This is a genomic window from Aureimonas sp. AU12 (assembly GCF_001463705.1).
Classification (GTDB): Bacteria; Pseudomonadota; Alphaproteobacteria; order Rhizobiales; family Rhizobiaceae; genus Aureimonas.
The window spans coordinates 61,426-88,034 of record NZ_BBWH01000026.1 but is presented as its reverse complement, the minus strand read 5'-3'; the positions used below and the strand labels follow the sequence as shown (position 1 = coordinate 88,034).

Genomic DNA, 26,609 nt, shown 5'->3' with positions numbered 1-26,609 from the left:
GGGCGCTACCGCCACAAGAAAGAGTCGTATCTCGCCGCGCTCGACCCCAATTTCGGCGGCTGCGGGCGCTGCATCACCGACGAGGACGGTGCCTACGCCTTCCGCACCGTGAAGCCCGGCGCCTACCCCTGGCCGAACGGGCCGAACGACTGGCGCCCCGCCCATATCCACTTCTCGCTCTTCGGCCGCGCCTTCGCGCAGCGTCTCGTCACCCAGATGTATTTCGAGGGCGACCCGATGATCGGGCAATGTCCGATCGTGCGCACCATTCGCGACCGTGAGGCGGTCGAGCAGCTCGTCGCCCTTCTCGACCGCAACGCCACGATTCCGATGGACGCGCTCGCCTACCGCTTCGACATCGTGCTGCGCGGGCGGCGCTCGACGATGTTCGAAAACCGGATGGAGGGGAACTGACGTGACGAAGCAGCGCCTCGACTACCTGAAGGAGTCGCCCTCGCAGACGGCGGGCCCCTACGTCCATATCGGCACCAATCCGAACTGGGTGGAGATCACGGGCGTCTGGCGCGAGGATCTCGGGCTCGTCCTCGTCGGCCCCGACACGCGGGGCGAGCGCATCGTGCTGGAGGGCCGCGTCACCGACGGCGCGGGCGCGCCGGTGCGCGACGCGCTCATCGAGATCTGGCAGGCGGACGCGGCCGGCCTCTACAACTCGCCCGCCGAGACGCGCGGGACCGCCGACCCGGCCTTCGCCGGCTGGGGACGCCAGCCGCTCTCAGTCGAGGACGGCACGTATCGCTTCGAGACCATCCGGCCAGGCCGGGTGCCCTTCCCCGATGGTCGCCTGCAGGCGCCGCACATCACGGTCTGGATCGTGGCACGCGGCATCAATCTCGGCCTGCACACCCGCGCCTATCTCGCCGACGAGCGGCAAGCCAATGCGGGCGACCCGCTGCTTTCACGCATTCCCGAGCCCGAACGGCGCGAGACGCTGATCGCCGGTCGCTCGGAGCGGGATGGGCTCCCCGTCTTTCGCTTCGACATCCGCCTGCAGGGCGAGGCCGAGACCGTCTTCCTCGACATCTGAAACCGGCGGTGGCCCGATCGGCCGCATGGAAGGACCGACATGGACAAGACGCTTCCCAGCCTCGCCGAGGCCGTCGCCGGCATCGAGGACGGCGCGACGGTGATGATCGGCGGCTTCGGCGGCTCGGGCGCGCCGATCGAGCTGATCCATGCGCTGATCGATCGGTTTTGCGCCACCGGTCATCCGACGGGTTTGACGGTCGTCAACAACAATGCCGGGAACGGCCATGTGGGTCTTGCCGCGCTCATCGAGCAGGGCATGGTGGCGAAGCTCATCTGCTCTTTCCCACGCTCGGCCGATCCGCGCGTCTTCACCGAGCGCTATCTGGCCGGGGAAATCGAACTGGAGCTGGTGCCGCAGGGAACGCTTGCCGAGCGCATCCGCGCCGGCGGGGCGGGCATCCCCGCCTTCTATACGCCGACGAGCTACGGCACCGACCTCGCCGCGGGCAAGCCGGTCGAGACGTTCGACGGGCGGCCTTACGTGCGCGAACTCTGGCTGAAGGCCGATGTCGCGCTGGTGAAGGCCCATCGCGGCGATCGGCTGGGCAACCTCGTCTTCAACAAGGCGGCCCGCAACTTCAATCCGCTGATGTGCATGGCCGCCGCGCGGACGATCGTGCAGGTGTCCGAGATCGTCGAGCCCGGCGCGATCGACCCCGAATGCGTCGTCACCCCTGGCATCTTCGTGCAAGGGGTGGTCGAGGTGCCCGATCCAGCGCAGGAAGAAGAGCTGAACCGCGCCAACGCCGTCTACCCTGCGAGGGCCGCATGACCGCCAAGCTGACCGCCACCCAGATCGCCTGGCGCGCCGCGCAGGACATCACGGATGGCGCCTACGTCAATCTCGGCATCGGCTTTCCCGAAATGGTCGCGCGCTTCCAGCCGCCCGGCCGCGAGGCGATCTTCCACACCGAGAACGGCATCCTCGGCTTTGGCGAGGCGCCCGCCGCGGGCGAGGAGGACTGGGACCTCATCAACGCCGGCAAGAAGGCGGTGACGCTGAAACCCGGCACCGCCTTCTTCCACCACGCCGACAGTTTCTCCATGGTGCGCGGCGGCCATCTGGATGTCGCCATCCTCGGCGCCTACGAGGTGGCCGAGACCGGCGATCTCGCCAACTGGTCGACCGGGCCGAAGGGGGTTCCGGCGGTGGGCGGCGCAATGGACCTCGTGCACGGCGCCAAGCGCGTCGCCGTCATCACCGACCACGTGACCAAGGACGGCAAGCCGAAGCTCGTGAAACGCTGCTCGCTGCCGCTGACCGGCGTCGGATGCGTGACGCGGGTCTACACGAGCCTGGCCGTCATCGACATCGAGGGCGGGCGCTTCGTGCTGGTCGAGAAGCTGCCGTCCCTGTCGGTCGAAGAGTTGCAGGCCGTGACCGGCGCCGAACTCCTCGTGCCCGGCGCCGTCGCCGACCTCGTCGTTCCGGAGCTTTGAGATGACTGAGGCCTTCATCTGCGCCTACCTGCGCACGCCCATCGGCCGCTTCGGCGGCGCGCTGGCCTCTGTGCGGGCCGACGATCTCGGCGCCGTGCCCCTGAAGGCGCTGATGGAGCGTTATCCCGCGCTCGACTTCGAGGCGGTGGACGAGGTGATCTTCGGTTGCGCCAACCAGGCCGGCGAGGACAACCGCAACGTGGCGCGCATGTCGCTGCTGCTCGCCGGTCTTCCCGAGACCGTGCCGGGCACCACGATGAACCGGCTCTGCGGATCCGGTATGGACGCGGTCATCACGGCGGCCCGTGCGATCAAGGCCGGCGAGGCGGAGCTGGTGATCGCGGGCGGCGTCGAGTCCATGTCGCGCGCGCCCTTCGTCATGCCGAAGGCGGAAACCGCCTTCTCGCGCCACGCCGAGATCCACGACACGACGATCGGCTGGCGCTTCGTCAACCCGATCATGAAGGCGCAGTACGGCGTCGATTCCATGCCGGAGACCGGCGAGAACGTCGCCGAGGACTTCGGCATCTCTCGCGAGGATCAGGACGCCTTCGCCGTTCGATCGCAGGAGAAGGCTGCGGCCGCACAGGGCAACGGGCGCCTCGCCCGCGAGATCGTTCCCGTCACCATCCCGCAGCGCAAGGGCGACCCGGTCGTGGTGGATCGCGACGAGCACCCGCGCGCCACGACGATGGAGGCGCTGGCCAAGCTCGGCACGCCCTTCCGCAAGGGCGGATCGGTGACGGCGGGCAATGCCTCGGGCGTCAACGATGGCGCAGCGGCGCTGATCGTGGCGAGCGAGGCGGCGGCTCGGCGCCACGGCCTGACGCCGATCGCGCGCATCCTCGGCGGTGCCTCGGCGGGCGTACCGCCTCGCATCATGGGCTTCGGCCCGGCGCCGGCCTCGAGGAAGCTGATGGCGCGGCTGGGTCTGACCGAGGCCGACTTCGACGTGATCGAACTGAACGAGGCCTTCGCCTCTCAGGGCCTCGCGACGCTGCGCGACCTCGGGATCGCCGACGACGACGCGCGTGTGAACCCGAACGGCGGCGCCATCGCCCTCGGCCATCCGCTCGGCATGTCGGGTGCTCGCATTGCGGGCACGGCGGCGCTGGAGCTGGCGCTGACGGGTGGGAAACGGGCGCTCGCCACGATGTGCGTCGGCGTCGGCCAGGGCATCGCCGTGGCCGTTGAGCGGGTCTGACGATGGAAAGCGCGGACCGGCCCCTCGCCCATGCCTTCGCGAGCGATGCCGCGATCGCCGCGCAATTTTCGATGCAGGCGGAGATCGCCGCCATCCTCGAATTCGAGGCGGCGCTGGCCGAGGCGCAGGCAGAGCTGGGCATCTTCTCGCTTGAGGCGGGGGTTGCGATCCGCGAGGCCGTGGGGCGCATGGGGAAGGCTCTCGACCACGACGACCTTCGCCGCGGCTTCGCCCGCGATGGCGTCGTGGTGCCCGCCCTGGTTCGCCAATTGCGCGAGGCCGTGGGCGCCCCTCATGCGGCCTCGGTCCACAAGGGCGCGACGAGCCAGGATGCGATCGACACCGGCCTGATGCTGCGGCTGAAGCCGGTGGTCGCCCTGCTCGGCGAACGGCTCGACGCGCTCCTGGCCCGTCTCGACGCATGGACCGCCGAGCAGGGCGACTCGCCTCTCATGGCGCACACGCGCATGCAGGCAGCCCTCCCCTTCACCGTCGCGGCCAAGCTGGCGACCTGGCGCCGGCCGCTTCTCGCCCATCGCGCGCGCCTAGCGGCGCTTCCCGCATCAACGCTGGCGGTCCAGCTCGGCGGCCCCGTCGGCGACGGCTCAAGCTTCGGGCCGCAGGCGGCCGAGCTGTCGGCCGCGCTCGCCCGCCGTCTCGCTCTGGCCGACGCCGCACCCTGGCACAGCGATCGCACCCGCATCCTCGACATCGCGCAGGCGCTGGCGGTCCTCACCGGCACGCTCGGCAAGATCGGGCAGGATGCGGCGCTTCTCGCCCAGAGCGAGGTCGGCGCGCTGCAACTCCTGGGCGGCGGCGGATCCTCGGCCATGGCGCACAAGCAGAACCCGGTCGGTGCCGAGGTGCTCGTCGCCCTCGCGCGGCTGAATGCCGGGCTGGCCGGCACGATGCAGCAGGCCATGATCCACGAGAACGAGCGCTCCGGCGCGGCCTGGACGCTCGAATGGTTCGTCCTGCCGCCCATGGCGGAAGCCGCCGGCGCCGGGCTTCGCCTCGCTGACGCGCTTCTGACCGGCGCCCGTTTCACCTGCCGCGCAACCGCATGAGGGCCCGCCGATGAAGACCTCGATCGCCACCGTCTCGCTCTCCGGCGACCTCGCCGAGAAGCTGACTGCGACGGCCGCCGCCGGCTTCGGCGCGGTCGAGATCTTCGAGAACGACTTCCTCGCCTTCGACCACGGGCCCCGCGAGGTCGGGCAGATGGTGCGCGATGCCGGCCTCGAGATCTCGCTGTTCCAGCCGTTCCGCGACTTCGAGGGCCTGCCCGAGCCGCAGCGCGCCAAGGCCTTCGACCGGGCGCGGCGCAAGTTCGAGACGATGAACGAGCTCGGCACCGATCTCATCCTCATCTGCTCCACCGTCTCGCCGCTGGCGCTGGGCGGCATCGACCGCGCGGCCGAGGACCTGGCTGCGCTCGGCGAGATCGCCGCCGGCGCCGGCGTTCGCATCGGCTACGAGGCGCTGGCCTGGGGGCGCTTCGTCAACGACCACCGCGACGCCTGGGAGATCGTGCGCCGCGCCGACCACGCCCATGTCGGCCTCATCCTCGACAGCTTCCATTCGCTGGCGCGCGGCATCGACAGCGCCTCCATCCGCTCGATCCCGAAGGACAAGATCTTCATCGTCCAGATGGCCGACGCGCCGAAGCTCGACCTCGATCTTCTCTCGTGGAGCCGGCACTACCGCAACATGCCCGGCCAGGGCGCCCTGCCCATCGCCGACTTCATGGCCGCGATCGAGGCGACCGGCTACGACGGCTACTATTCGCTGGAGATCTTCAACGACCAGTTCCGCGCCGGCTCGGCCCGCCAGACCGCCGTCGACGGGCGGCGCTCGCTGATCTACCTGATGGACCGTCTGAAGGCCGAAGGCCGGGCGATGAAGGGCCCGTCCGAGCGCGATCCCCTGCCCGCCCCGGCGCGCACCGCGGGCGTCTCCTTCACCGAGTTCGCCACCGACGGCGCCTCGGCGGAGGGGCTGACCGACATGCTGACGGCGATCGGCTTTCGCCATGCCGGCACGCACCGTTCGAAGGATGTCGAGCTTTTCGTGCAGGGGGACCTGCGCGTCGTCGTCAACACCGAGATGGAGGGGTTCGCGCATTCCTCCTACGTCGTCCACGGCACCAATGTCTGCGCGCTCGGGCTGCGCATGACGGACGCCCCGGCCGCCCTGGCGCGCGCCGAGGGGCTTCTGGCGACGCCCTTCCGCCAGACGGTCGCCTCGGGCGAACAGGACCTGCCGGCGATCCGGGGCGTTGGCGGCAGCCTTCTCTATCTCGTGCCGCAGGACGACGCGCTCGGCCGGCAATGGGAGCGCGATTTCGCGCTGGAGCCGGGCTGGGACCGCCATGCCGGCGCCGGCCTCGTCGCGGTCGATCACATCGCCCAGACCGTGCGCTACGAGGACATGCTGTCCTGGACGCTGTTCTACCGCTCGATCTTCGACCTGAGCGTCCTGCCGACGGTGGAGGTGCCCGATCCCGGCGGGCTGGTGCGCAGCCAGGTGCTGGAGACCGCCGACGGGAGCCTTCGCGTCGTCCTCAACGGATCGCAGTCGGCGCGCACGCTCTCGGCCCAGTTCGTCTCGCAATTCGTCGGGCCGGGGGTGCAGCACGTCGCCTTCCGCACCAACGACATCTTTGCGACGGCCAAGGCGCTGCAGGCGAGCGGCGTGCCGCTGCTGCCGATCCCCCAGAACTACTACGACGACCTCGAGGCCAAGTTCGATCTGCCCCCCGAGACGCTGGCCCAAATGCGCGCCACCGGCATCCTCTACGACCGCGACGAGGCCGGCGAGTATTTCCAGATCTACCTGCGGGCGCTGCCCGGCGGCTTCTTCGTCGAACTCGTGGAGCGCCGCGGCTATCGTGGCCTCGGCGCGCCGAATGCGCCGATCCGCCTCGCCACGCAGTCGCGCCTGTCGCAACCCGCGATCCCGAAGCTCTGAAGCCCTCAGGGGCGCGGCGCGAGAAGAGCCAGCACCGCGTCCTGCAGCAGCGCCTTGTGGCGCTCGCGGGTCTGCGGCTCCGACAGGTCGCGCCGGAAGATCGTGCCGAACGTGTGGCGGTTGGAGACGCGGAAGAAGCAGAAGGACGAGATGAGCATGTGGAGGTCGATGGGATCGATGCCGCCGCGAAAATCGCCCCGCGCCTGGCCGCGCTGGAGGATCGTCGAGATCGTTGAGATCACCGAGACGTTCAGCGCGCCCAGCGTCGCCGACTGCGCCATGTGCTCGGCCCGATGGATGTTCTCGATGGTGACGAGGCGGATGAATTCGGGGTTCGCCTCGTCGTAGTCGAAGGTGAAGTCGATCAGCCGGCGCATCGCCTCGGGCGGGTCGAGATCACCGAGATTGAGCTGCGATTCGACCTGCCGGATCGCGCCGTAGGCATGCTCGAGAACGGCGAGGTAGAGGCCCTCCTTCGAGCCGAAATGATAGTAGATCATCCGTTTCGAGGTGCGCGTGCGCTCGGCGATCGCATCGACCCGCGCGCCCGACAGGCCATTGGCGGCGAACTCCTCGCGCGCCACCACGAGAATGTCGTTGCGGGTGGTCTGCGTGCGGTCGCGGTGCGAACGCGAGGCGCGAACGGGCGCGCCCGCGGGCTCGTCGCCGTGCGGCCCATCCGTTGCGCTGGTCTCGTCACGCTTCATCATTCTTCGCAGTTGCCCCAATGCGTCGTCGAAGAGAAGCCCGAAAATCATCGGGACCGTTTTCGTGGTTGACTATACGAACTGGTTCGTACACATTTTCCAACAGGGATCGCAGCCGGGAGGACGGCGGCGTCCCGCTCGTCCGACACCTCTCGGTGCCCGGTCGCCGCTTGCGGTTTGCGCGTCGAGGGTCGAACGAACGACAAGGGCCGAACCCGAATCCGGGCGGCCACGGGAGGACTGCATCGATGCGACGTCTCGTCGATCTCTATTTCGCGGCCCTGCGCTTGACCATCGCCCTGCTTCTGGCGGCGATGGTGGTGCTCGTCTTCGGCAATGTCGTGCTGCGCTACGCGATGAACAGCGGCATCACCGCCTCCGAAGAACTGTCGCGCCTCGCCTTCGTCTGGCTGATCTTCCTCGGTGCCCTCGTGGCGCTGCGCGAGCACGCCCATATCGGCATCGACACGATGATCCGGGCGTTGCCGCTGCCGCTCGCCAAGGCCTGCGTCGCGCTTTCCTATCTCCTCATGATCCTCGCCTGCGGCCTGCTGCTGCAGGGCAGCTTCGCGCAGGCCGTGATCAACTGGAGCTCGGTGACGCCCGCCACCGGCATCTCCATGGCCTGGTTCCACATCCCCGCCATCGCCTTCGCCGTGCCCGCCCTCCTCATTCTCGCCAGCGAACTCCTCGGCATCCTGACCGGTCGCATCGACCTCGCCTCGGCGGTGCTGGTGCAGGAATCGGAGGAGTTGCTGCCGCCCGAAGCCACCGGCACGGCCCCGCGCGCCGCCGCCGGCCTCGGCCGCTAGAGGGAGAGCGACACCATGGTCATCGCGGTCTTCCTCGGCTCGCTCCTCGGCACGATGGCGCTGGGCATGCCCATCGCTTTCGCGCTCATCCTGTCCGGCGTCGCGCTCATGGTCCACATGGACCTGTTCGACGGGCAGATCGTCGCCCAGACCATCCTGCAGGGCGCCGACAGCTTCACGCTGATGGCGGTGCCCTTCTTCATGCTGGCCGGCGAGGTGATGAACCAGGGTGGCCTGTCGAAACGCATCGTCGATCTCGCGGTGGCGCTCGTCGGGCACCGGCGCGGCGGCCTCGGCTTCGTCTGCATCCTGGCGGCCTGCGTCCTCTCCTCGCTCTCGGGCTCGGCGGTGGCCGATGCCGCGGCGCTCGCCGCGCTTCTGATGCCGATGATGGTGAAGTCCGGCCATGACGCGGCGAAATCGGGCGGCCTCATCGCCTCCTCGGCGATCATCGGTCCGATCATCCCGCCCTCGATCGGCTTCATCCTTTACGGCGTCGTCGGCGGCGTCTCGATCACGCAGCTCTTCCTCGCCGGCATCGCACCCGGCCTGATGATCGGCGCCGCGCTCTGCATCGCCTGGCTGGTGGTGATCCGGCGCGACGAGATCGCCCTGCCGCCGCGCGCCAGTGGGGCGGATCGGCGCCACGCCTTCGTGTCCAGCCTCTGGGCGCTGATGCTGCCCGTGATCATCATCTTCGGCCTGAAGTTCGGCATCTTCACCCCGACGGAAGCCGGCGTCGTCGCCGCCGTCTACTCGCTCTTCGTCGCGATGGTGATCTACCGCGAGCTGACGCCGGCCATGCTGCTCGGCGTCTTCACCGCCGCCGCCAAGACCACGGCGGTCGTCATGTTCCTCGTCGCCGCCGCTTCGGTCTCGGCCTGGCTCATCACCATCGCCGACCTGCCGGGCGCCATGGTGGCGCTGCTCGAACCGCTGATGGACAACCAGACGCTGCTGCTTCTGGCCATCATGGCGCTGATCATCGCCGTCGGCACGGCGATGGACATGACGCCGACCATCCTCATCCTGACGCCGGTGCTGATGCCGGTGATCCGCGAGGCCGGCATCGACCCCGTCTATTTCGGCGTCCTCTTCATCATCAACAACTCGATCGGCCTGATCACGCCCCCCGTCGGCACGGTGCTGAACGTCGTCTGCGGCGTCGGCGGCATCTCGATGGACAAGCTGATCCGCGGCGTCCTGCCCTTCATGCTGGCGCAGCTCATCGTGCTGCTGCTGCTCGTCCTGTTTCCGGCGCTCGTCACCGTGCCCGCCGCCTTCTTCGCCGGGCGCTGACCCCGGCCCGGCGCAACCCGAACCGGCCCCAAGGGCCGTCAACGAGAAGAGGCGCGAAGCCGCCTCGGGAGGAACCGACAATGACCCTGACCAAGACCCTCATGGCCGCCGTCGCGGCCACCGCGCTCTTCGTCTCCGCTGGCGGCGCGAGCGCCGAGATCCAGTCCCGCACGATCAAGTTCGCGGCGCAGAACTCCAAGGGCCACCCGCAGGTGACCGGCATGGAGCGCTTCGCCGAGATCGTGAAGGAAAAGAGCGACGGCAAGATCGCCGTGAAGCTCTTCCCCGGCGGCACGCTCGGCGGCGACGTCCAGACCCTGTCGGCGCTGCAGGGCGGCATCGTCGAGATGAGCGTGATGAATGCCGGCCTCCTGTCCGGCACGGTCAAGGAGTTCGGCGTCGTCGACCTGCCCTTCCTCTTCGGCACGCCGGAAGAGGCCGATGCGGTGATGGACGGACCGGTCGGCACCGCGCTCACGGAGCGCCTGCCGGCGAACCGGCTGGTCGGTCTCGGCTTCTGGGAGCTGGGCTTCCGCCACCTGACGAACGACCGCCATGCGGTGAAGAGCGTCGGCGAGGTCGCGGGCCTGAAGATCCGCACCGTGCAGTCGGCGGTCCCCATTGCCATGTTCAACGCGCTCGGCGCCAACGCCGTGCCGCTGCCCTATCCCGAGCTCTACTCGGCGCTGGAGACCGGCACCGTGGACGGCCAGGAGAACCCCCTCTCCAACATCGTCAACGCCAAGTTCACCGAGGTGCAGAAGTACCTGACGCTGACCGGCCACCAGTACAATCCGCAGGTCGTTCTCGTCTCGAAGACTTTCTGGGACAAGCTCGACGCCGACGAGCAGGCGCTTCTCCGCGACGCCGCGAACGAGGCGCGCGACTACCAGCGCAAGGTCTCGCGCGACGCCAATGCCGGCTTCCTCGCCGACATCAAGGCCAGCGGCATGGAGGTCACCGAACTGACGCCCGAAGAGTTGGAAGGCTTCCGCGCGGCGGTGCAGCCGGTGGTCGCGCAGTTCCGCGACCAGATCGGCGGCGAAACGGTGGATGCGGTGGCGGCCGAGCTGAAGCGCCTTCGCGGCACGCAGTAAGACGCGCCGCGCCCCGGCGGCCCGCCCCTCGAAGCCGACGATCGGCCGAGGGCGCGGGACGCCCCTTTCCGCGGCCCGCCCTCCCGTGGCGGGTCCGCCTTCCCAGACCCCAAGAAGCGGGACCGCCGCGATGCTCGACAGACCCACCCGCACGATCGATGTCGGCCTCATCGGCAGCGGCATCCAGCTTTCGCGCTCGCCCGCCCTTCACACCGAGGAAGGCCGCGCCAACGGCCTGTCGCTGCGCTACGAGCTGATCGATCTCGACCGGCGGGGCGTCGGGGTCGCGGCGCTGCCCGATCTCCTTGCCGAGGTCGAGGCGCGCGGCTTTGCCGGCGTCAACGTCACCCATCCCGCCAAGCAGGCGGTGATCCCCTTCCTGCACGACCTCTCTCCCGCAGCCCGGGCGCTCGGCGCCGTCAACACGGTGGTGCTGCGCGAGGGGCGTCGCATCGGCCACAACACCGACCAGTCCGGCTTCGCGGAAGGCTTCCGCCGCGGCCTGCCGGACGCGGACATGCGCTCGGTCGTGCAGCTCGGCGCCGGCGGCGCGGGTGCCGCGGTGGCCCATGCGACGCTTGGGCTGGGGGCACGCCACCTGACGATCTTCGACCGCGACGCCGGCCGCGCCGCAGCCTTGGCGAGCGAGATGCAGGCGCAATTCGAGGGGGCACGCGTCGAGCCTGGCACGGACCTTGGCGCCGCGATGGCGCGGGCGTCGGGCCTCGTCCACGCGACGCCGACCGGCATGGCCGCCCATCCCGGCCTGCCGCTGCCGGCCGAGATGCTGCGCCCCGCCATATGGGTCGCCGAGATCGTCTATTTTCCGCTGGAGACCGAGCTGCTACGCCGCGCACGGGCGCTCGGATGCTGCACGGTGGACGGCGGCGGCATGGCGGTGTTCCAGGCCGTCGGCGCCTTCCGCCTCTTCACCGGGATCGAGCCCGATGCCGAACGCATGCTCGCCCACTTCGCGGGCATGGGCGCCTGACGCGCCGGGTCTCGCGAGGTCCGCCAGCGTCCGAACGCCAAACGACCCGAACCGTCTTGCCGGTCCGGGTCGCCTGACTTCGCCGACGGTGCGTCTTGCTGCCTAGAACTGATAGGTGACGTTCAGCTTGAACGAGCGGCCGGGCTCGGAATAGTAGAGTGACGGCTGCGTCCGGCTGTCGGGCACGTTCACGGCGTCGTAGTAGGTCTTGTCGAGAATGTTGAAGACGCCGCCGGTCAGCTTGAGACCGGGCAGGCGTGCCGGCGCGTACCAGGCGGTGACGTCGAGGACGCCGTAGCCGGGGGCGACGAAGCCCTCGTCGACCTTGTCGCGCCGTGCCGCGAGCTTCGTCGTGACCTCCCCGCCCCAGTCCTGCCGCTCGTAGCCGAGGCCGAGCAACGCGGTCAGCGGCGACACCGAATCGAGATAGGTATCGTCCGTCAGGTTGCGCCCCTGCGCATAGGCGAGCGAGGCCCGCGCCTGCCAGCCGTCGAGGAAGCGGACATGGCCGCCGACCTCGACGCCCGCGATCTCGGCGTCGGGAATGTTCCGGTAGCCGGTGATGCCGCCCTGCGGGTACTCGCCGCCGGGCCGGGCGAGCGTCACCGTGTCGATGAAGTTGCGATAGCGGGTGTGGAAGACGTTGAGCTGGCCGCCGAGATCGGCATTGCCGGCCCGCAGGCCGACATCGAAGCCCCGGCTCGTCTCGGGATCGAGATCCTCGTTGCCGATGCGCAGATAGGTGCCGACGGCGCCGAAGCGCGAGTAGAGCTCGCCCGCCGTGGGTGCCCGGAAGCCCATGCCCCACTGCGCATAGGCGGTGAGCTCGGGCAGGAGGTCGTATTCGGCGAGAAGCTTGGGCGACAGCGCCTGATCGCTGGAGGATGCGGGCAGCCTGCCGTTGAAGGCCGCGCTCCCCTCGTATTCCGGGGTCAGCTCTGGCTTCTCCTCGTACCAGTCGAAGCGCAGGCCCGGCGTGATCCGCAGCCGCTCGGCAAGGAGCGCCACCTCGTCCTGCGCGTAGAAGCCGATCGCCCGGCTGTCGACCTTCGGCGTGTCGGCCTGATTGGTGTGGAGGTTGTTGCAGGCGGTGAAGGCGCGCGGATAGGGCGGGCCAGCGGGGCAGCCGTCCTCGCCGGCGGAATACTGCGTCGAGGTGCCCGAGCGCAGTTCGGTGCCGACCGTGATGCGGTGCCGGGCCGCGCCCAGCGCGTAGTCGCCCGACGCCGAACCGTTGAACCCGTAGGTCCCCTCCTCGTAGCTGTTGTCACGGGTGAACGGGCCGACCACGGAGGTCGAGCGATAGGCATCGACACTCGTGTGCCGCTCGACCTCCTGGTAGTAGAGCGTGGCGTTGGCCTCGTCGATCCAGCCGGTGCCGCGCTCCGGCGCGTCGAAATCATAAGTGAGCGCCGCCTTGCGCCGGGCCAGCTCCTCGCCGGTGAAGTACTGGCCGCCCCGATAGTTGCCGGTGGCCGTCTGCGTCGTGCGGCCGTCGATATCCTCGTTGCGATCGTAGATCTCGCCGACGAGACCGAAGCGGTGGCCGCCCTCGACATACTGGTGGAGCTTGGCGAGGAGGTTGCCCTGCTCGGTGTCGGACGGGTTCGGCGCGGTGCGCGCAGCCCCCAGGATATCCCGGTCGCCCATCGAGTCGAACTCGTGACCGCCGCGATAGCCGCCCTGCACCAGGACGAGCGTGTCGCCCGAGCGCATGGCGGCGGCATTGCTGGTGAACCAGCTGCGATCGACGGAATCGTAGCCGTTCTTCGTCAGCCCGCCGATCCGGCGCCCGCCGAGGAGCAGGTCTTCCGGGTCGAGCGTGCGCAGCGCCAGGACGCCGCCGAGCGCGCCCGAGCCGGCGAGCGGCGCCGTACCGCGGGTGAGATCGAGCGCCGAGAGCGTGTCGAAGTCGAACGAGCTTCCACCGCCGGTGGCGCCGCGCGTGGCGTCGTTGAGATAGGGAACCCGCACGCCGTCGATCGTGGTGAGGACGCGCGAGCCCTCCAAGCCGCGCACGTTGAGGCTGTTGGTGCGGCGGTTGAAGGTGACGCCGGCCTCCTCGGTGCGTCCGAGATCGGCGATGCTGTCGACGAGCTTGTCGTCGATCGTGCGGCGCGTCGTCGTGGTGGTGGTGGCGGTGGTCGTCTTGGCGGCCGAGACCGGCGCCGCCGCGCTTTCGACCACGACGGGATCGAGCACCACGTCGTCGTCAGCGCCGGCAACCGCCTGCGCCAGCGCCGGGGTCGGCACTGCGAGCGCACCCATGGCCAGGGCCGACACGGCGACGCCCGCCATCCATCCTCGTATCGACCGTGTCATGTCTTTCAAGTCCCGAACCCCGTGTCTGAAAATCGACGCAGGACGACCCGGCAGGCATCGCTCGATGTTCGAGCGGCAGGGCAGATGCGGCGTGCGTCATCGTTCGGTATTTCATCGGATGACAAAGAGTCAATAGTTCAGTTTGTTAGAACCATTTCAGTATTGGCTGGAATATTTCCAGTTTCGAGACGTTCCAATGTCAATATTAGAAGCGTTCTTAAGATGACTTTGCTTGACACTCACTGTGCGATGCCGCAATCGGAAGAGCGATCATTCCCTCGCCGCTATCGCCGCTTGGCTCCGAGCCCCGAGCTTCGCGAGGCGGCGCAAGTCCGGATCCCTTGCGTCATGCGCCCGTTTCGCTCCGCCGCCCTTCTCACCCTCGCGCTCGTCACGGCCGGTCTGGCCACGGGCCGATCGCAGGCCGACGAACTGCCCCGCCGCATCGTCTCCATCGGCGGCGCGATCACCGAGATCCTCTATGCGCTCGGCGAGGGCGACCGCGTGGCGGCCGTGGACACGACCAGCCTCCATCCGCCCGAAGTCATGGCCACCAAGCCCAATGTCGGTTACATGCGCGCGCTCTCGGCCGAAGGGGTCCTGTCGCTGTCGCCGGACCTTATCCTGATGGACGAGGGCGCCGGTCCGCCAGAGGCGGTGACGCTGATCGATGCCGCGGGCGTGCCCGTGCGCCACGTGCCGACCGGCCTCACCGTGCCGAGCCTCCTCGACAAGGTGCGCGCCGTCGCCGCAGCGGTCGGGCACCCGGCGGAGGGCGAGGCGATGGCGACCGCCATGGCCGCCAAGTTCACGGCGCTGGAGACGGCGCTCAGCGCGGTGGAGCGTCGCAAGCGCGTCCTCTTCATCCTGTCGCTGGCGGACGGTCGCCCGAACGCCGCCGGTCGCGGCACCGGTGCCGACACGGTGATCCGCCTCGCCGGCGCTGACAACGTCTTCGACGAGGTCGAGGGCTACAAGATCCTGTCGAGCGAGGCCCTGGCGGCGCTGCAGCCGGACGTCATCCTCATGGTGGATCGCGCCGGCTCGCCCCCCGCCGACCCGTTCAGCGTGCCCGCACTGGCGGCGACGCCGGCGGGACAGGCCGGCGCGCTGATCCGCATGGACGGTCTCTATCTCCTCGGCTTCGGACCGCGCACGCCCGACGCCGTGCGCGATCTCGCCGCCCGCCTCTATCCCGACCTTGCCGAAGGCGACGGCCCCCTTGTCCGTTGACATCGCGAGTCTCACCGATCGCCCCCCCGCCCGCACGCGGTCCGGCGACCGCAGCGCGGTGGGGCGAGCGGTGCTGCTGGCGCTCGGGCTCAGCCTCCTCGCCATTGCGGTGATGGCGGTCGGCGTCGGCCCGGCCATGCTGTCGCCGGCGCGCGTCGCCTCGATCCTCGCCGCCGGGCCGCAGGGGCGCGGCGCGCCGCTCGCCGAGACGGTGATCGTGTGGCAGATCCGGCTGCCGCGCGTGCTGCTCGGGGCGCTCGTCGGCGCGGCGCTCGGTTCGGTCGGGGCGATGATGCAGGGCCTGTTCCGCAACCCGCTCGCCGATCCCGGTCTCGTCGGCGTCTCCTCCGGCGCCGCACTCGCGGCGGTGGCGACGATCGTGCTGTCGCACGGCGCGCTGGCGCCGCTCGTCGCGCTCTTCGGCGTCTACGCCCTGCCGGTCGCCGCTTTCGGCGGAGGCTTGGCGACGACGCTGCTGATCTATCGCATCGGCACGCGCGCCGGACAGTCCTCGGTCGCGCTCATGCTGCTCGCCGGCATCGCGCTCGGTGCCTTCGCCAGCGCCGGCATCGGGCTTCTCGTCTATGGCAGCGACGACGCGCAGCTGCGCGACCTCACCTTCTGGAGCCTCGGCGGGCTCGGCGGCGCGACTTGGACAAAGCTCCTCGCCGGCGCGCCGATGATGCTCGCCGCCCTCGCGCTGATGCCGCTGATCGCGCGCGGCCTCAACGGCATCGTGCTCGGCGAGGCGGAAGCCTTCCATCTCGGCATCCGCGTGCAGCGCCTCAAGCGCCTGACGATCCTCCTCGTGGCGCTCGCCACCGGCGCGGCCGTCGCCGTCGCCGGGCCGATCGGCTTCGTCGGTATCGTCGTGCCCCATCTCCTGCGCCTGTCGATCGGGCCGGACCACCGCCACCTCCTGCCGGCCTCCGCGCTCGGCGGCGGCGCGCTGCTTCTCGTCGCCGACATGGCGGCCCGCACGATCGTGGCGCCGGCCGAGCTTCCCATCGGCATCCTCACCGCCGCGATCGGCGCGCCCGTCTTCCTCTGGATCCTGATGCGCCGACGCGGCGTCTCGGGCCTATGAACGTGGCCGCGATGATCCGCCTCGACGACGCCGCCCTCGCCTATCGCGGCCGGATCGCGCTGCATCCCACGACGCTCGCCTTCGTGCCGGGCCAGCTCACCGTGATCGCCGGGCCGAACGGGGCCGGCAAGTCGACGCTTCTGAAACTCGCGACCGGCGAGATCGCGCCGGCGTCGGGCCGGGTGCGGCTCGACGGCGTCGACATGGCGCGACTGTCGCCCGCCGCGATCGCCCGGCGCCGCGCCGTTCTGCCGCAGAGTTCGGCGCTGTCCTTTCCCTTCACCGTCGCCGAGGTCGTTCGGCTCGGCCTCGACGCCGGCGGGCGGGGCGGCGGGCCTACGGCGGTGGAGCAGGCGCTGGCGCGGGTGGAGCTCTCCGGGTTCGGGGCGAGGGTCTATGGCGAACTGTCGGGCGGCGAGCAGCAGCGGGTGCATCTCGCCCGCGTCCTCTGCCAAGCAGGTACGCCGGCGCCGAACGAGCCCACCCGCTTCCTGTTCCTCGACGAGCCCATTTCCAGCCTCGACATCCGCCACCAGATCGCGGTGCTGCAGATCGCCCGCGAGTTCGCCCGCGCCGGCGGCGGCGTCGTCGCCGTGCTGCACGATCTCAACCTCGCCGCGGGCTTTGCCGACCGGCTCGTGGTCATCGCCGAAGGGGCCGTGGTCGCCGACGGCCCGCCGGGCCACATCCTGACCGATGCGCTCGTCGTGTCCGTGTTCCGCCTCGACCTTCGCGTCGGCGTGCTTCCTCCCCCGCACATTCCCTTCATCCTGCCGCAGACCGCGGCCCTCTCCGAGGATCCCCATGGACACGCCGCTCGCGCCTGAACGCCCGCTTCCCTACTACATGCGCTCCAACCGTCCGCGCGATCTCGCCGACGAACTCGGCCTCGCGGAAGCCTCGTTGCTGGCTCGCCACGACGGGCCGGAGGTCGTGCGGCTGCGGCCGGAAATGGCGGCGCTTCTCCGGGCCCTGCCGGCGCTCGGCGAAGTGCTTAGCCTGATGCGCAACGAGGTGGCCGTCCACGAGACGGTCGGGCAGTTCGGCGGCATCGGGATCGAGGGCATGAGCGCCCTCGTCGTCAACCCGCCGCTCGACATGCGGCTCTTCCTCGCGGAGTGGCGCCATGCTTTCGCGGTGGAAATCCCCGACGAAGCGGGCCCGCGCCGCAGCGTCCAGGTCTTCGACGCTGCGGGCGACGCGATCCTGAAGGTGCATCTTCGCGCGACGTCCGACGTCGATGCCTTCGAAGCCCTTCGCGATGGCTTCGCATCCGGCAGCCGCGCGCCGCTCGTCGTCTCGCCGCGCGCATCAGCACCTGGCCCCAGCCGACCGGCCGACCCCGACGCCTTCCGCCGCCACGTCGCCGGCATGGCCGACATCCACGAGTTCTTCGCGATCCTGCGTCGGCATGGGCTCGACCGTCGCTCCGCGCTCGATGCGATGGACGCAGCGCATGTTCGCCCGCTCGAAGCGCTCGCCACGACCCGCCTTCTGGAAGCTGCGGCGGCCGCCGGCGTGCCGGTGATGTGCTTCGTCGGAAACCGCGGCGGCATCCAGATCCGCAGCGGACCGGTGACGACCGTGCGCGCGATGGGCCCGTGGATCAACGCGATGGAGCCCGGCTTCACACTGCATTTCCGCGAGGATCTCGTCGGCGACGCCTTCGTGGTGCGCAAGCCGACGCGCTTCGGCCTCCTCACCTCCGTCGAACTCTACGCCGCCGACCGGACGCTGGCGGCCCAGTTCTTCGGCGTGCGCGAGCCCGACAGAGGCGAGAACCCGGCCTGGCGCGAGATCGCCGAGGCGCTGTAGACGGGACGCGCTTCGCCGCCGTCCCGCGCGGCGCTCAGAGCGCGCCGTACCAGACCGACAGGCGGTCGGCCGCGTCCTTCAGGCATCGGACGTAGCGTTCGTGGTTCTGGCGGGCGTCGTCCTTGGGGGCGACGAGGCAGAGCGTGGCCGCCGCCGAGCCATCGGGGCGTAGCACCGGCACCGCGAAGCAGTGCGTATAGCTGTCGACGATGGAATCGAAGGTGAAGACCCCTTCCTTCAGCGCCCGATGCGCCTGCTCGCTGAAGAGCGCGGGGTCGAGCCATTCGCCGGACGGCAGCCGGAAGTCCTCGGGCGGCACGAAGGCGCGGATCTCGGCCTCGCCGAGATGGCCGAGCAGCAGGCGCCCGGAGGCCGTCCACGGGATGGGCGTGCGCTCGCCGACGCTCGAGGAGATGCGGAACGGGCGCGAACTCTCCCGCATCATCGCGACCGTGTATTTGTGGCCGTCGAGGAGACAGAACTGCGCGGTCTCGCGCGTCTCCTCGACGATCCGGTCGAGAAGCTCGGAGGCATGGCGCATCACGTCGGACTGGTCGGCATAGGCGGCGCCGAAGAGGAAGAGCTTGGCGCCGAGGAACAGACGCCCCTCGCCGCCCCGCGATTCGAGAACGCCGAGTTTGAGGAGAACGCCGGTCAGCTCGTAGATGGTCGAGCGCGGCGCCCCCATCGCGGTGGCGATCTCGTTCGGCCGCAGCGGCCGCCCGGCGTCGCGCAGGCAGTCGAGAATGTCGAAGGCCCGTTCCAGCCCCCGCGACCTGCGGTTCGCGACATCCTCGACCCGCTTGTCCATTCCCGACTCCCCGTTCACCGTCCGGCTTATTTCCGCTTGAAGGCAACGCAGTCAATCTCGACCTTGCAATCCACCATCATCGCGGACTGGACGCAGGCCCGCGCCGGCGGATGCTCGCCGAAATACTGCGCGTAGACGCCGTTGAAGCTCCAGAAGTCGCGGGGATCGTCGAGCCAGACGCCGACGCGCACCACGTCCTCCAGCCCGTATCCGGCCTCTTTAAGAATGGCGAGAAGGTTCTCCATCGTCTTGTGGGTCTGCGCGACCACGCCGCCGCCGACGATCTCGCCCTTCTCCATGGCGACCTGACCGGAGACGTACAGCCAGCCGTCGGCCTCGACCGCGCGCGCAAACGGAAGCGCCTGGCCTCCGGCCCCTGTTTCGCCGGCACCATAACGGATCAATGACATGGGTCTTCCTTGTGGGTTCAGTTGAAGCGGGAGGACTTGAGGAAATCGGCCAGCCGCTCGGTCTTGGGGGCCACGAACATCTCGCGCGGGTTCCCCTCCTCGCCGATCCGCCCGCCATTCATGAAGATGACGCGGCTGGACACCTCGTAGGCGAAGCGCATCTCGTGGGTGACGAGCAGCATCGTCATCCCGTCCTTGGCGAGATCGCCGACGACCTGCAGCACCTCGGCCACGAGTTCGGGATCGAGCGCCGAGGTCACCTCGTCGAACAGCATGAGGCGCGGGCTCATCGCGATGGCGCGGGCGATCGCCACGCGCTGCTGCTGGCCGCCGGAAAGCCTTGCGGGATACTGGTCCTTGCGCGCGAGGAGCCCGACGCGGTCGAGCCAGGTCTCGCCGACGGCTCTCGCCTCGTCGCGGCTCATCTTGCGCACGAGCTGGAGCCCGAGCATCACGTTCTCGACCGCAGTCATGTGCGGGAAGAGGTTGAACTGCTGGAACGCCATGCCGGTGAGCGCGCGCTGGCGGGCGATCTCGCGCTCGCTCTTGCGCGTGCGCACGCCGCCTTGCGTCGTGAAGCCGATCTCCTCGCCGTCGATGCGGATCGTGCCGCCCTCGAACTCCTCGAGCATGTTGACGCAGCGCAGCATCGTGGTCTTGCCCGAGCCCGACGAGCCGATGATCGAGATCACCTCGCCGGCGCGAACGTCGCAGTCGACGCCCTTGAGGACCTCAAGCGGGCCGTAGCGCTTGTGCAGATCCCGGATTTCCAGAAGGTTGGCGGTCATGGCAGGTCCCTCAGGCGAGGCTGACGCGGCGCTCGACGAAGCGGCCGAGACGTTCGATGGCGGAGTTGACGAGGAAGTAGAGAAGCCCCGCCAGCAGGTAGAATTCGAGGCTCTGGAAGGTCCGGGAGATCACCTCCTGCGTGCGCAGCAGAAGCTCGGCGACGCCGATGACCGACAGCAGCGTCGAGGCCTTCACCATCTCGGCCGCCGTGTTGACGAGAGCCGGCAGACCGAGGCGCAGCGCCTGCGGCGCCAGCACGTATCGAAAGGTCTGGCGGAAGGTCAGGCCGATCGCCTTGGCGGCTTCGCCCTGCCCGCGCGGCAGCGCCTGCAGTGCGCCACGCGTGATCTCGCCGACATGCGAGGAGCAGAACACGGTGAGCGCCAGCACGCCGGCCTGGAAGGGCGTGAGGTCGAGGCCGATCGTGCCCAGGATGTAGTAGCTCGCCAGCACCAGGACGAGCACCGGCGTGCCGCGCACGAAGTCGGTGTAGAGACGCGCGACGAAGCGCACCGCGCGGTTGCCGAAGGTGAGCGCGAGGCCGAGCGCGGTGCCGACGACCGTGCCGCCGAGAATGGCGAGCGCGGAGATCGCGATCGTGGTGCCGAGCCCGTAGAGGAGCGGCCAGCGCGCGAGCCAGACGAGATCGAGGAAGGAGGCGGGAGCGTTCATGGCCTTACCTCGAAACCGCGAGACGGGCCTCGACCCGGCGCAGGAGCGCGGCGAGGATCGAGCAGGTGACGACGTAGAGGGCGGAGGCGACGAGCCAGGTCTCGACCACGCGGAACGTCTCGACATTGATCTTGCGGGCCTCGAAGGTCAGCTCCGGCACCGCGATGGCGGCGGCGAGCGAGGTGTCCTTGAAGAGGCCGATGAAGGTGCTGCCGAGCGCCGGCAGCACGGCCCGCAGCATGACCGGCACGACGATGCGACGTCGGATCTGCCCTTCGGTCAGGCCGATGGCGAGGCCTGCCTCGCGCAGGCCCTTGGGCACGCCGAGCAGCCCGCCGCGAAACACCTCGGCGAGATAGGCGCCGGAATAGAGGCTGAGCGCCAGCACGAAGGAGTTGGTCTTCGACAGGCGAAAGCCGAGCTGCGGCAGCGCGAAGAAGGAAAAGAGCACGAGCACGAGAAGCGGCGTGTTGCGGAAGACGCTGACATAAACACCGGCGAGCGCCCTCGGCACGGGGTTGCGTGCCGTGCGGCCGAAGGCGGTGACGAGGCCGATGACGCAGCCGAGGCCGATGGCGACGAAAGCCAGCGCGAGACTGAGCCCGAGGCCCCAGACGAGGTCGTCGAAATTGCGCCAGACGGCGGCGAAGTTCAGCGTGTAACCCATGACCGCCTGCGGTGGTTCTGGCGGCGCCGCGCGCCGAGCGGGAAGGATGCTCCCGGCCGCGCGAGGGCCGGGAGCATGGCGGGGCCTACTTGAACTCGACGGGGAAGCCGATCGCGGGCGGCGCCAGATCCTTGCCGAACCACTCCTTGTAGGAGGCGGCATAGGTGTCGAATTCGACGCCGGTCATCGCCTCGTGCAGGGCGGTGTTGACGAAGTTCAGCCAGTCCTGATCGCCGCGCGCCAGTGCGCAGGCGTAGGTCTGCGGGCTCCAGCCGTAGCCGGCATCCTTGTACTGGCCGGCGTTCTGCGTGACGTACCAGGCGATCGAGGACTGATCGGTCGCCGCCGTGTCGGCGCGGCCCGACTGCAGCGCCTGATAGAGAAGGTCCTGGCTCTCGTACTGGTCGACGCTCGCCTCGGGCAGCGCCTTGTGGACCAGTTCCTCAGCATAGACGTTCTGGAGCACGGCGACCGTGACCGACGAGCCTGCCGCCTTCAGCGCCGCGTAGTCGGCATATTGGCTGTCGGCCTTCAGCATCAGGCCGACGCCCTCGCGATAGTAGGGAACGGTGAAGTTCACCTGCTGCGCGCGCTCGCCCGTCACCGTCATGAACTGGCAGGTCATGTCGACCTTGCCGGTGGTGATGTTGGGGATGCGGGCATCGGAGGACTGGTTGACGAACTCGACCTTCTCGGCGTCGCCGAACAGCGCCTTGGCGACGATCTTCGACACGTCGATGTCGAAGCCCTGCAGCGTGTCGCCGGCATCCTTGAAGTGCCAGGGCGCATTCGTCGAGCCGGTGCCGACGACGAGCGTGCCGCGCGCCAGCACGTCCTCGAGCTTGCCGGCCTGCGCACCGGTGGCCGCGAGAGCGAGGACGGTCGTCGCCGCCAGACCGCAGATAAGGGACTTCACATCCATGCCACTCTCCTGATCGCCGTTGATGTCCGCTATAGTGTTCATCTGACTGCAATAGCGGACTGCTGTATCTGCGGGCATGGCGCGAAAGTTGTCAAGCGAGTTTTGGCACGATGTCTTCGCGGTTGGCGAGGCGACGTGCCGAAGCCACCTCGCGGCATTGGGCTGCGAGGGATTTGCGATCACTCGAACGGACCGCCAGGCGCGACGCCGGCCGGCGTGCTGCAACTCGGCAACTTGTGGGGATGAGAGTTCGCAGGCGTGAGAGTCGGACGCCTGCATGAGCCGCTGGCTCGACGGACGGGCTCGACGGGTGCCGTTCTCCGGACGTGTCGCTCGTCAGCCGTCCCGGGCGGGCAGTGCGCTCTCGGTGCTGCTGATGCGGGGGCTGGGCTGCGGCAGGACGAGGTCCTCGCCGTCGAAGACGAAGCTGTGGAACGTGTAGTGGGTGCAGGTCGGGCAGCGCGCGGCCTCGCGGGCGGTGGCCGGCGCATCGTCGAACCGGCACTCGGCCTTGCCGTGCATGTGGTAGCCGTTCTGGGCGAGCGCGGTGAAGGTGATGCGGGTGAAGGCGCGGCCACCGCGCGGGCGGCCGAAGGCGACGGTCTCGCGGATATAGGTCGAGCGCGTGCGCACGGCTTCGCGGATCAGGTGTTCGCAGAGACGCACCGCCGGGTCAATGAGCGGCTCCGGTTCATCAGCGCGTGCCGCCGCCCCGATGACGACAAGCCCGGCTGCGAGGAGCACCAGGCAACGGCGTCGTCGCACGCGCGCCATGCCGGCGGTCATGCGGGCGGGCCGGCGGCTCCGGCCATCCTCGAGGTCGCGCGGGTTCGATAAAGCCGGCGGGCGAACGCGGCGAGGAACAGCGCGGTCAGGACGAGGACGATCGTCGGCGCCGGTGCGCTGTCGAGGAAGAAGCTGAGATAGGTGCCCGACAGCATCGCCCCGAGGCAGACCGCGACCGACACCGCCATCATCGGCGCGAAACTGCGCACCAGCAGGAAGGCCGTGGCACCGGGCGTCACGAGGAGCGCCACCGCCAGCACCAGCCCGACCGAGGAGAGCGTCGCGACGATCGTCAGCGAGAGCGCGGCCAGCAGGCCATAGTGGAGGAGCCTGGTCGCCAGCCCCGAGGCGCGCGCCTGCGCGGGATCGAAGGCGTGGAGCAGGAGATCCCTCCATTTGAGGAGCAGCCCCGCGGTGACCCCGAGCGCGATGAGGCCGGAGGTCAGGAGATCGTCCGTGCCCACGCCGAGCATGTTGCCGAACAGGATGTGGTCGAGATGCTCGTTCGTGGGCGTCGCGGTGTAGAGGACGATACCGACGGCGAACATGCCGGAGAAGACCACGCCCATCACCGTGTCCTGCTTCACCCGGCTGTTGGCCGCGAGATAGCCAGTGGCGAGCGCGCAGACCATGCCGGCCGCGAAGGCCCCGACGATGAGCGGGAGACCGACGATCCAGGCCAGCACGACACCCGGCACCACGGCGTGGCTGACGGCATCGCCCATCAGCGCCCAGCCCTTGAGGACGAGGAAGCAGGAGAGGATGGCGGTGGGCACCGCGACCATCGCCGCGATGAGGAAGGCGTTGCGCATGAAGGGAAACTCGAAGGGCAGAAGCAGCGTCTCGAGGCTCATGACAACGCCTCCCCGCTTGGACGCAGGGCGTTCGCGGCCCTGCGGCGCGCCGCCAGCAACCCATGGCGCGGCGCGAAGACGAAGGCGGCGAGGAAGACGAACGTCTGCAGGGTGACGATGACCCCGCCCGTCGCCCCGTCGAGAAAATAGCTGGCATAGGCGCCCAGAAAGCTCGTCGCCGTGCCGATGGCGACGGCGAGCGCGATCATCCGGGGGAAGCGGTCAGTGAGGAGATAGGCCGTGGCGCCCGGCGTCACCACCATGGCGATGACGAGGAAGGCGCCCACCGTCTGCATCGCCGCAACGACGCAAGCCGAGAGGAGCGTGAAGTAGACGGCCTTGAGAAGGCCGGGACGAAGACCGATCGAGCGGGCGTGGTTCTCGTCGAAGAAGGTGACCATCAGGTCCTTCCACTTGGCGAGGAGCACCGCCAGCGAGACGAAGCCGATGATCGCCAGTTGCAGCGTGTCGCCCGGCGTGATCGCGAGGATGTTGCCCATCGTGATCGTCTGGATGCTGACCGACATCGGATGGATCGAGACCAGGAAGAGGCCGAGCCCGAAGAAGGCGGTGAAGATGATGCCGATCACGACGTCGGCCTTGAGACCGGATCGGTCGCTGAGGAACAGCATCGCCCCCGCCGCAAGGCCGCCGGAGAGGAACGCGCCGAGCGCGAAAGGCAGGCCGAGAATGTAGGCGCCGGCGACGCCCGGCACCACGGAATGGCTGAGCGCGTCGCCGATCAGCGACCAGCCCTTGAGCATGAGATAGCAGGAGAGAAAGGCGCAGACGCCGCCGACGAGGGCCGACACCCACATGGCGTTGCGCATGTAGCCGTAGCCGAAGGGCTCGACGAGAAGCTCGATCATGACCGCACCGGCTCGGGCTTCGGGGCCCGCGCGAGCAGGTCGAGCGGAAAATGGCGCATGACGCCCTCGAAGGCGCGCTCCAGATTGGCGGGGGTGAAGGTCGTTGCGGTCGGGCCGGCGGCCAGCACCGTTCCCTTGACGAAGACGACCCGGTCGCAGAACTGCGGCACGCTGGCGAGATTGTGGGTGGAGACGAGCATGACGCGGCCTTCGCGCTTCAGTTCGCCGAGGAGGGCCACGATCCGCTCCTCGGTGCCGACATCGACGCCGGTGAAGGGCTCGTCGAGGAGGATGACCTGCCCGTCCTGCGCCAGCGCCCGCGCCAGGAAGACCCGCTTGCGCTGGCCGCCGGAGAGTTCGCCGATCTGACGCCGGCGCAGATCCGCCATGCCGACGCGCGCCAGCGCCGTGTCCACCATTGCGCGGTCCCCGGCCGACGGGCGGCGCAGGAAGCCCATGTGCCCATAGCGTCCCATCATCACCACGTCCTCGACGAGGACCGGAAAGGTCCAGTCGACCTCCTCGGCCTGCGGCACGTAGGCGACGAGATTTTCACGCAGCGCCTGTTTCATCGGGCGTCCGAGAATGCGGATCTCGCCGCGCGCCGGCTTCACGAAGCCCATGATCGCCTTGAACAGCGTCGACTTGCCGGCGCCGTTGACGCCGACGAGCGCCGTCACCGTGCCGCGCGGAATGGCGAAGCTGGCGTCGCGCAGCGCCGTGTGGCCGTTGCGATAGGTGACGGTGACGTCGCGGGTCATGATCCCGTCGTCGCCGCCGGGTTCGTTCGGGGTCGCGGCGCTCACGCGGTCGAGCATGGGGTGTCCTTGGGGAAGAGGTCGGGCGGGATGGGGCGGGTCAATCGACGCGCGGGGCGAGACCGTCGGCCACCGTCTGCGATGTGACGCGCAGGAGATCGAGATAGGTCGGCACCGGCCCGTCGCTCTCGCTGAGACTGTCGACGTAGAGGACGCCGCCGAAGGCCGCGCCGGTCTCGCGCGCCACCTGCCGCGCCGGCGCGTCGCTCACCGTGCTCTCGCAGAAGACCGCCGGGATCTGGTGCTCGCGCACGCCATCGACGACCTTGCGCACTTGGCGCGGCGTGCCGGTCTGGTCGGCATTGATCGGCCAGAGATAGAGTTCGCGAAGGCCGAAGTCGCGGGCGAGATAGCTGAAGGCGCCCTCGCAGGTGACGAGCCAGCGCTTGGCCTCGGGGATCCCGGCGATCCGCTCGCGCAACGGCTCGATCGCAGCGCGGATGCGCGTCTTGTAGGCTTCGGCATTGGCGGCGTAGAGCGCGGCATGGGCGGGATCGTGCTGCGCGAGCGCGTCGCGGATGTTGTCGACATAGACGATGGCGCTGTCGAGACCCATCCAGGCATGCGGATTGGCGCGGCCCTCATAATCGCCCTCGGTGATCGCGATGGGGACGATGCCCTCGCTCACCGTGGCGGAGGGCACCTCGCCGAGATTGCCGACGAACTGCTCGAACCAGCGCTCCAGGTTGAGCCCGTTCCAGAGGATCAGGTCGGCATCGCGCGAGCGCACGATATCCTGCGGCGTCGGCTCGTAGCCGTGGATCTCGGCGCCCGGCTTGGTGATGGAGACGACCTCGGCGCCCTCGCCCGCGACGTTGCGGGCCATGTCGGCGATCACCGTGAAGGTGGTGACGACCTTGAACGGCTTGGCCGGCTCCTGCGCACCGGCACCGGCCGTGAGGAGGCCGAGAGCGGCGGCAGCCAGAAGGCCCAGGCGAGTTCGCGTCATGCGGTCAGGTTCCCATCGTCGTTCAGCAATGCCACCTT

General features: G+C 69.3%; 27 protein-coding genes and 1 pseudogene. 15 read left to right on the top strand and 13 right to left on the bottom strand.

What is annotated here, in order from left to right; genetic code table 11:
* The 7 genes and pseudogenes from AUL33_RS10670 to AUL33_RS10640 form a co-directional block, all read left to right on the top strand.
* Window positions 1-414 (top strand): annotated as a pseudogene (locus AUL33_RS10670) (protocatechuate 3,4-dioxygenase subunit beta); the annotation flags it as partial.
* 1 nt (window position 415) lies between these two features.
* A complete protein-coding gene (gene pcaG, locus AUL33_RS10665; RefSeq protein WP_062207397.1) occupies window positions 416-1,045 on the top strand; it encodes a protocatechuate 3,4-dioxygenase subunit alpha in 630 nt (209 codons plus the stop codon).
* Window positions 1,046-1,084: 39 nt separating this feature from the next.
* A complete protein-coding gene (locus tag AUL33_RS10660) occupies window positions 1,085-1,819 on the top strand; it encodes a 3-oxoacid CoA-transferase subunit A (protein WP_062207395.1) in 735 nt (244 codons plus the stop codon).
* Complete coding sequence (locus AUL33_RS10655) at window positions 1,816-2,487, top strand: 3-oxoacid CoA-transferase subunit B (RefSeq protein ID WP_062207393.1); 672 nt, start codon at window positions 1,816-1,818, stop codon at window positions 2,485-2,487. Before AUL33_RS10660 ends, AUL33_RS10655 begins: the two co-directional genes overlap by 4 nt.
* A 1-nt stretch (window position 2,488) precedes the next feature.
* On the top strand, window positions 2,489-3,691 hold the full coding sequence (gene pcaF / locus AUL33_RS10650; protein WP_062207391.1) for a 3-oxoadipyl-CoA thiolase: 1,203 nt from the start codon (window positions 2,489-2,491) through the stop codon (window positions 3,689-3,691).
* A gap of 2 nt (window positions 3,692-3,693) precedes the next feature.
* Window positions 3,694-4,758: a 3-carboxy-cis,cis-muconate cycloisomerase gene (locus AUL33_RS10645; RefSeq protein ID WP_062207389.1), complete on the top strand. Its 1,065-nt coding sequence runs from the start codon at window positions 3,694-3,696 to the stop codon at window positions 4,756-4,758.
* A 10-nt stretch (window positions 4,759-4,768) separates the two neighbouring features.
* The gene (locus AUL33_RS10640) at window positions 4,769-6,661 is read left to right on the top strand and encodes a bifunctional sugar phosphate isomerase/epimerase/4-hydroxyphenylpyruvate dioxygenase family protein (protein ID WP_062207387.1); all 1,893 of its coding nucleotides are present in this window, start codon (window positions 4,769-4,771) and stop codon (window positions 6,659-6,661) included.
* Between the two features lie 5 nt (window positions 6,662-6,666).
* On the opposite strand, the gene AUL33_RS10635 is transcribed toward AUL33_RS10640, so the two are convergent.
* Window positions 6,667-7,371 (bottom strand): TetR/AcrR family transcriptional regulator, encoded by a 705-nt coding sequence (locus AUL33_RS10635; RefSeq protein WP_244492124.1) that lies wholly within the window; start codon window positions 7,369-7,371, stop codon window positions 6,667-6,669.
* A 245-nt stretch (window positions 7,372-7,616) separates the two neighbouring features.
* On the opposite strand from AUL33_RS10635, the gene AUL33_RS10630 reads away from it, so the two are divergent.
* The 4 genes from AUL33_RS10630 (at window position 7,617) to AUL33_RS10615 (ending at window position 11,567) form a co-directional block, all read left to right on the top strand.
* Window positions 7,617-8,180: a TRAP transporter small permease gene (locus tag AUL33_RS10630; protein WP_062207385.1), complete on the top strand. Its 564-nt coding sequence runs from the start codon at window positions 7,617-7,619 to the stop codon at window positions 8,178-8,180.
* 15 nt (window positions 8,181-8,195) lie between these two features.
* Entirely contained in the window at window positions 8,196-9,479 is a 1,284-nt protein-coding gene (locus AUL33_RS10625) for a TRAP transporter large permease subunit (protein ID WP_062207383.1), read from the top strand.
* A gap of 80 nt (window positions 9,480-9,559) precedes the next feature.
* On the top strand, window positions 9,560-10,576 hold the full coding sequence (locus AUL33_RS10620; RefSeq protein WP_062207381.1) for a TRAP transporter substrate-binding protein: 1,017 nt from the start codon (window positions 9,560-9,562) through the stop codon (window positions 10,574-10,576).
* 130 nt (window positions 10,577-10,706) lie between these two features.
* On the top strand, window positions 10,707-11,567 hold the full coding sequence (locus AUL33_RS10615) for a shikimate dehydrogenase (RefSeq protein WP_062207380.1): 861 nt from the start codon (window positions 10,707-10,709) through the stop codon (window positions 11,565-11,567).
* Between the two features lie 102 nt (window positions 11,568-11,669).
* On the opposite strand, the gene AUL33_RS10610 is transcribed toward AUL33_RS10615, so the two are convergent.
* Window positions 11,670-13,865 carry a TonB-dependent hemoglobin/transferrin/lactoferrin family receptor gene (locus tag AUL33_RS10610; RefSeq protein ID WP_062207378.1) on the bottom strand — a complete coding sequence of 732 codons (2,196 nt, stop codon included), beginning with the start codon at window positions 13,863-13,865 and terminating at the stop codon, window positions 11,670-11,672.
* Window positions 13,866-14,237: 372 nt separating this feature from the next.
* Between AUL33_RS10610 and AUL33_RS10605 the strand changes: the two genes are divergently transcribed.
* The 4 genes from AUL33_RS10605 to AUL33_RS10590 are packed head-to-tail and all read left to right on the top strand — an operon-like array spanning window position 14,238 to window position 18,024.
* Window positions 14,238-15,122 carry a hemin ABC transporter substrate-binding protein gene (locus AUL33_RS10605; RefSeq protein ID WP_062207376.1) on the top strand — a complete coding sequence of 295 codons (885 nt, stop codon included), beginning with the start codon at window positions 14,238-14,240 and terminating at the stop codon, window positions 15,120-15,122.
* Between the two features lie 58 nt (window positions 15,123-15,180).
* Complete coding sequence (locus AUL33_RS10600; RefSeq protein WP_244492125.1) at window positions 15,181-16,209, top strand: iron ABC transporter permease; 1,029 nt, start codon at window positions 15,181-15,183, stop codon at window positions 16,207-16,209.
* An 11-nt stretch (window positions 16,210-16,220) separates the two neighbouring features.
* Complete coding sequence (locus AUL33_RS10595; protein WP_062207415.1) at window positions 16,221-17,036, top strand: heme ABC transporter ATP-binding protein; 816 nt, start codon at window positions 16,221-16,223, stop codon at window positions 17,034-17,036.
* On the top strand, window positions 17,014-18,024 hold the full coding sequence (locus AUL33_RS10590) for a hemin-degrading factor (RefSeq protein WP_192843177.1): 1,011 nt from the start codon (window positions 17,014-17,016) through the stop codon (window positions 18,022-18,024). The genes AUL33_RS10595 and AUL33_RS10590 overlap by 23 nt, the downstream gene beginning before the upstream one ends.
* A gap of 34 nt (window positions 18,025-18,058) precedes the next feature.
* Here the strand turns inward: AUL33_RS10590 and AUL33_RS10585 are convergent, their stop codons facing one another.
* The 11 genes from AUL33_RS10585 to AUL33_RS10535 form a co-directional block, all read right to left on the bottom strand.
* Window positions 18,059-18,835 (bottom strand): IclR family transcriptional regulator, encoded by a 777-nt coding sequence (locus AUL33_RS10585; protein WP_062207372.1) that lies wholly within the window; start codon window positions 18,833-18,835, stop codon window positions 18,059-18,061.
* A gap of 26 nt (window positions 18,836-18,861) precedes the next feature.
* Window positions 18,862-19,245: a RidA family protein gene (locus tag AUL33_RS10580; RefSeq protein WP_062207370.1), complete on the bottom strand. Its 384-nt coding sequence runs from the start codon at window positions 19,243-19,245 to the stop codon at window positions 18,862-18,864.
* Between the two features lie 17 nt (window positions 19,246-19,262).
* Window positions 19,263-20,033, bottom strand: a complete 771-nt coding sequence (locus AUL33_RS10575) for an amino acid ABC transporter ATP-binding protein (protein WP_062207368.1) — start codon at window positions 20,031-20,033, stop codon at window positions 19,263-19,265.
* Between the two features lie 10 nt (window positions 20,034-20,043).
* Window positions 20,044-20,706 (bottom strand): amino acid ABC transporter permease, encoded by a 663-nt coding sequence (locus AUL33_RS10570; RefSeq protein ID WP_062207366.1) that lies wholly within the window; start codon window positions 20,704-20,706, stop codon window positions 20,044-20,046.
* A 4-nt stretch (window positions 20,707-20,710) separates the two neighbouring features.
* Window positions 20,711-21,373 (bottom strand): amino acid ABC transporter permease, encoded by a 663-nt coding sequence (locus tag AUL33_RS10565; protein WP_062207364.1) that lies wholly within the window; start codon window positions 21,371-21,373, stop codon window positions 20,711-20,713.
* 85 nt (window positions 21,374-21,458) lie between these two features.
* Entirely contained in the window at window positions 21,459-22,295 is an 837-nt protein-coding gene (locus AUL33_RS10560) for a transporter substrate-binding domain-containing protein (RefSeq protein WP_062207362.1), read from the bottom strand.
* Window positions 22,296-22,631: 336 nt separating this feature from the next.
* On the bottom strand, window positions 22,632-23,039 hold the full coding sequence (locus AUL33_RS10555; protein WP_156419365.1) for a hypothetical protein: 408 nt from the start codon (window positions 23,037-23,039) through the stop codon (window positions 22,632-22,634).
* Window positions 23,040-23,077: 38 nt separating this feature from the next.
* Complete coding sequence (locus AUL33_RS10550) at window positions 23,078-23,935, bottom strand: metal ABC transporter permease (protein WP_062207359.1); 858 nt, start codon at window positions 23,933-23,935, stop codon at window positions 23,078-23,080.
* Window positions 23,932-24,804, bottom strand: a complete 873-nt coding sequence (locus AUL33_RS10545) for a metal ABC transporter permease (protein ID WP_062207357.1) — start codon at window positions 24,802-24,804, stop codon at window positions 23,932-23,934. Before AUL33_RS10545 ends, AUL33_RS10550 begins: the two co-directional genes overlap by 4 nt.
* On the bottom strand, window positions 24,801-25,565 hold the full coding sequence (locus tag AUL33_RS10540) for a manganese/iron ABC transporter ATP-binding protein (RefSeq protein WP_192843179.1): 765 nt from the start codon (window positions 25,563-25,565) through the stop codon (window positions 24,801-24,803). Before AUL33_RS10540 ends, AUL33_RS10545 begins: the two co-directional genes overlap by 4 nt.
* A gap of 97 nt (window positions 25,566-25,662) precedes the next feature.
* On the bottom strand, window positions 25,663-26,571 hold the full coding sequence (locus tag AUL33_RS10535; protein ID WP_062207355.1) for a metal ABC transporter substrate-binding protein: 909 nt from the start codon (window positions 26,569-26,571) through the stop codon (window positions 25,663-25,665).
* Window positions 26,572-26,609 lie beyond the last annotated feature (38 nt).

Bases quoted from the DNA above. Each gene is read 5' to 3' on its own strand.
- AUL33_RS10660 (WP_062207395.1), top strand. From the start codon at position 1,085: ATGGACAAGACGCTTCCCAGCCTCGCCGAGGCCGTCGCCGGCATCGAG.
- AUL33_RS10655 (WP_062207393.1), top strand. From the start codon at position 1,816: ATGACCGCCAAGCTGACCGCCACCCAGATCGCCTGGCGCGCCGCGCAG.
- pcaF (WP_062207391.1), top strand. From the start codon at position 2,489: ATGACTGAGGCCTTCATCTGCGCCTACCTGCGCACGCCCATCGGCCGC.
- AUL33_RS10645 (WP_062207389.1), top strand. From the start codon at position 3,694: ATGGAAAGCGCGGACCGGCCCCTCGCCCATGCCTTCGCGAGCGATGCC.
- AUL33_RS10640 (WP_062207387.1), top strand. From the start codon at position 4,769: ATGAAGACCTCGATCGCCACCGTCTCGCTCTCCGGCGACCTCGCCGAG.
- AUL33_RS10635 (WP_244492124.1), bottom strand. From the start codon at position 7,371: ATGATGAAGCGTGACGAGACCAGCGCAACGGATGGGCCGCACGGCGAC.
- AUL33_RS10630 (WP_062207385.1), top strand. From the start codon at position 7,617: ATGCGACGTCTCGTCGATCTCTATTTCGCGGCCCTGCGCTTGACCATC.
- AUL33_RS10625 (WP_062207383.1), top strand. From the start codon at position 8,196: ATGGTCATCGCGGTCTTCCTCGGCTCGCTCCTCGGCACGATGGCGCTG.
- AUL33_RS10620 (WP_062207381.1), top strand. From the start codon at position 9,560: ATGACCCTGACCAAGACCCTCATGGCCGCCGTCGCGGCCACCGCGCTC.
- AUL33_RS10615 (WP_062207380.1), top strand. From the start codon at position 10,707: ATGCTCGACAGACCCACCCGCACGATCGATGTCGGCCTCATCGGCAGC.
- AUL33_RS10610 (WP_062207378.1), bottom strand. From the start codon at position 13,865: ATGGCGGGCGTCGCCGTGTCGGCCCTGGCCATGGGTGCGCTCGCAGTG.
- AUL33_RS10605 (WP_062207376.1), top strand. From the start codon at position 14,238: ATGCGCCCGTTTCGCTCCGCCGCCCTTCTCACCCTCGCGCTCGTCACG.
- AUL33_RS10595 (WP_062207415.1), top strand. From the start codon at position 16,221: ATGATCCGCCTCGACGACGCCGCCCTCGCCTATCGCGGCCGGATCGCG.
- AUL33_RS10590 (WP_192843177.1), top strand. From the start codon at position 17,014: ATGGACACGCCGCTCGCGCCTGAACGCCCGCTTCCCTACTACATGCGC.
- AUL33_RS10585 (WP_062207372.1), bottom strand. From the start codon at position 18,835: ATGGACAAGCGGGTCGAGGATGTCGCGAACCGCAGGTCGCGGGGGCTG.
- AUL33_RS10580 (WP_062207370.1), bottom strand. From the start codon at position 19,245: ATGTCATTGATCCGTTATGGTGCCGGCGAAACAGGGGCCGGAGGCCAG.
- AUL33_RS10575 (WP_062207368.1), bottom strand. From the start codon at position 20,033: ATGACCGCCAACCTTCTGGAAATCCGGGATCTGCACAAGCGCTACGGC.
- AUL33_RS10570 (WP_062207366.1), bottom strand. From the start codon at position 20,706: ATGAACGCTCCCGCCTCCTTCCTCGATCTCGTCTGGCTCGCGCGCTGG.
- AUL33_RS10565 (WP_062207364.1), bottom strand. From the start codon at position 21,373: ATGGGTTACACGCTGAACTTCGCCGCCGTCTGGCGCAATTTCGACGAC.
- AUL33_RS10560 (WP_062207362.1), bottom strand. From the start codon at position 22,295: ATGGATGTGAAGTCCCTTATCTGCGGTCTGGCGGCGACGACCGTCCTC.
- AUL33_RS10550 (WP_062207359.1), bottom strand. From the start codon at position 23,935: ATGAGCCTCGAGACGCTGCTTCTGCCCTTCGAGTTTCCCTTCATGCGC.
- AUL33_RS10545 (WP_062207357.1), bottom strand. From the start codon at position 24,804: ATGATCGAGCTTCTCGTCGAGCCCTTCGGCTACGGCTACATGCGCAAC.
- AUL33_RS10540 (WP_192843179.1), bottom strand. From the start codon at position 25,565: ATGACCCGCGACGTCACCGTCACCTATCGCAACGGCCACACGGCGCTG.
- AUL33_RS10535 (WP_062207355.1), bottom strand. From the start codon at position 26,571: ATGACGCGAACTCGCCTGGGCCTTCTGGCTGCCGCCGCTCTCGGCCTC.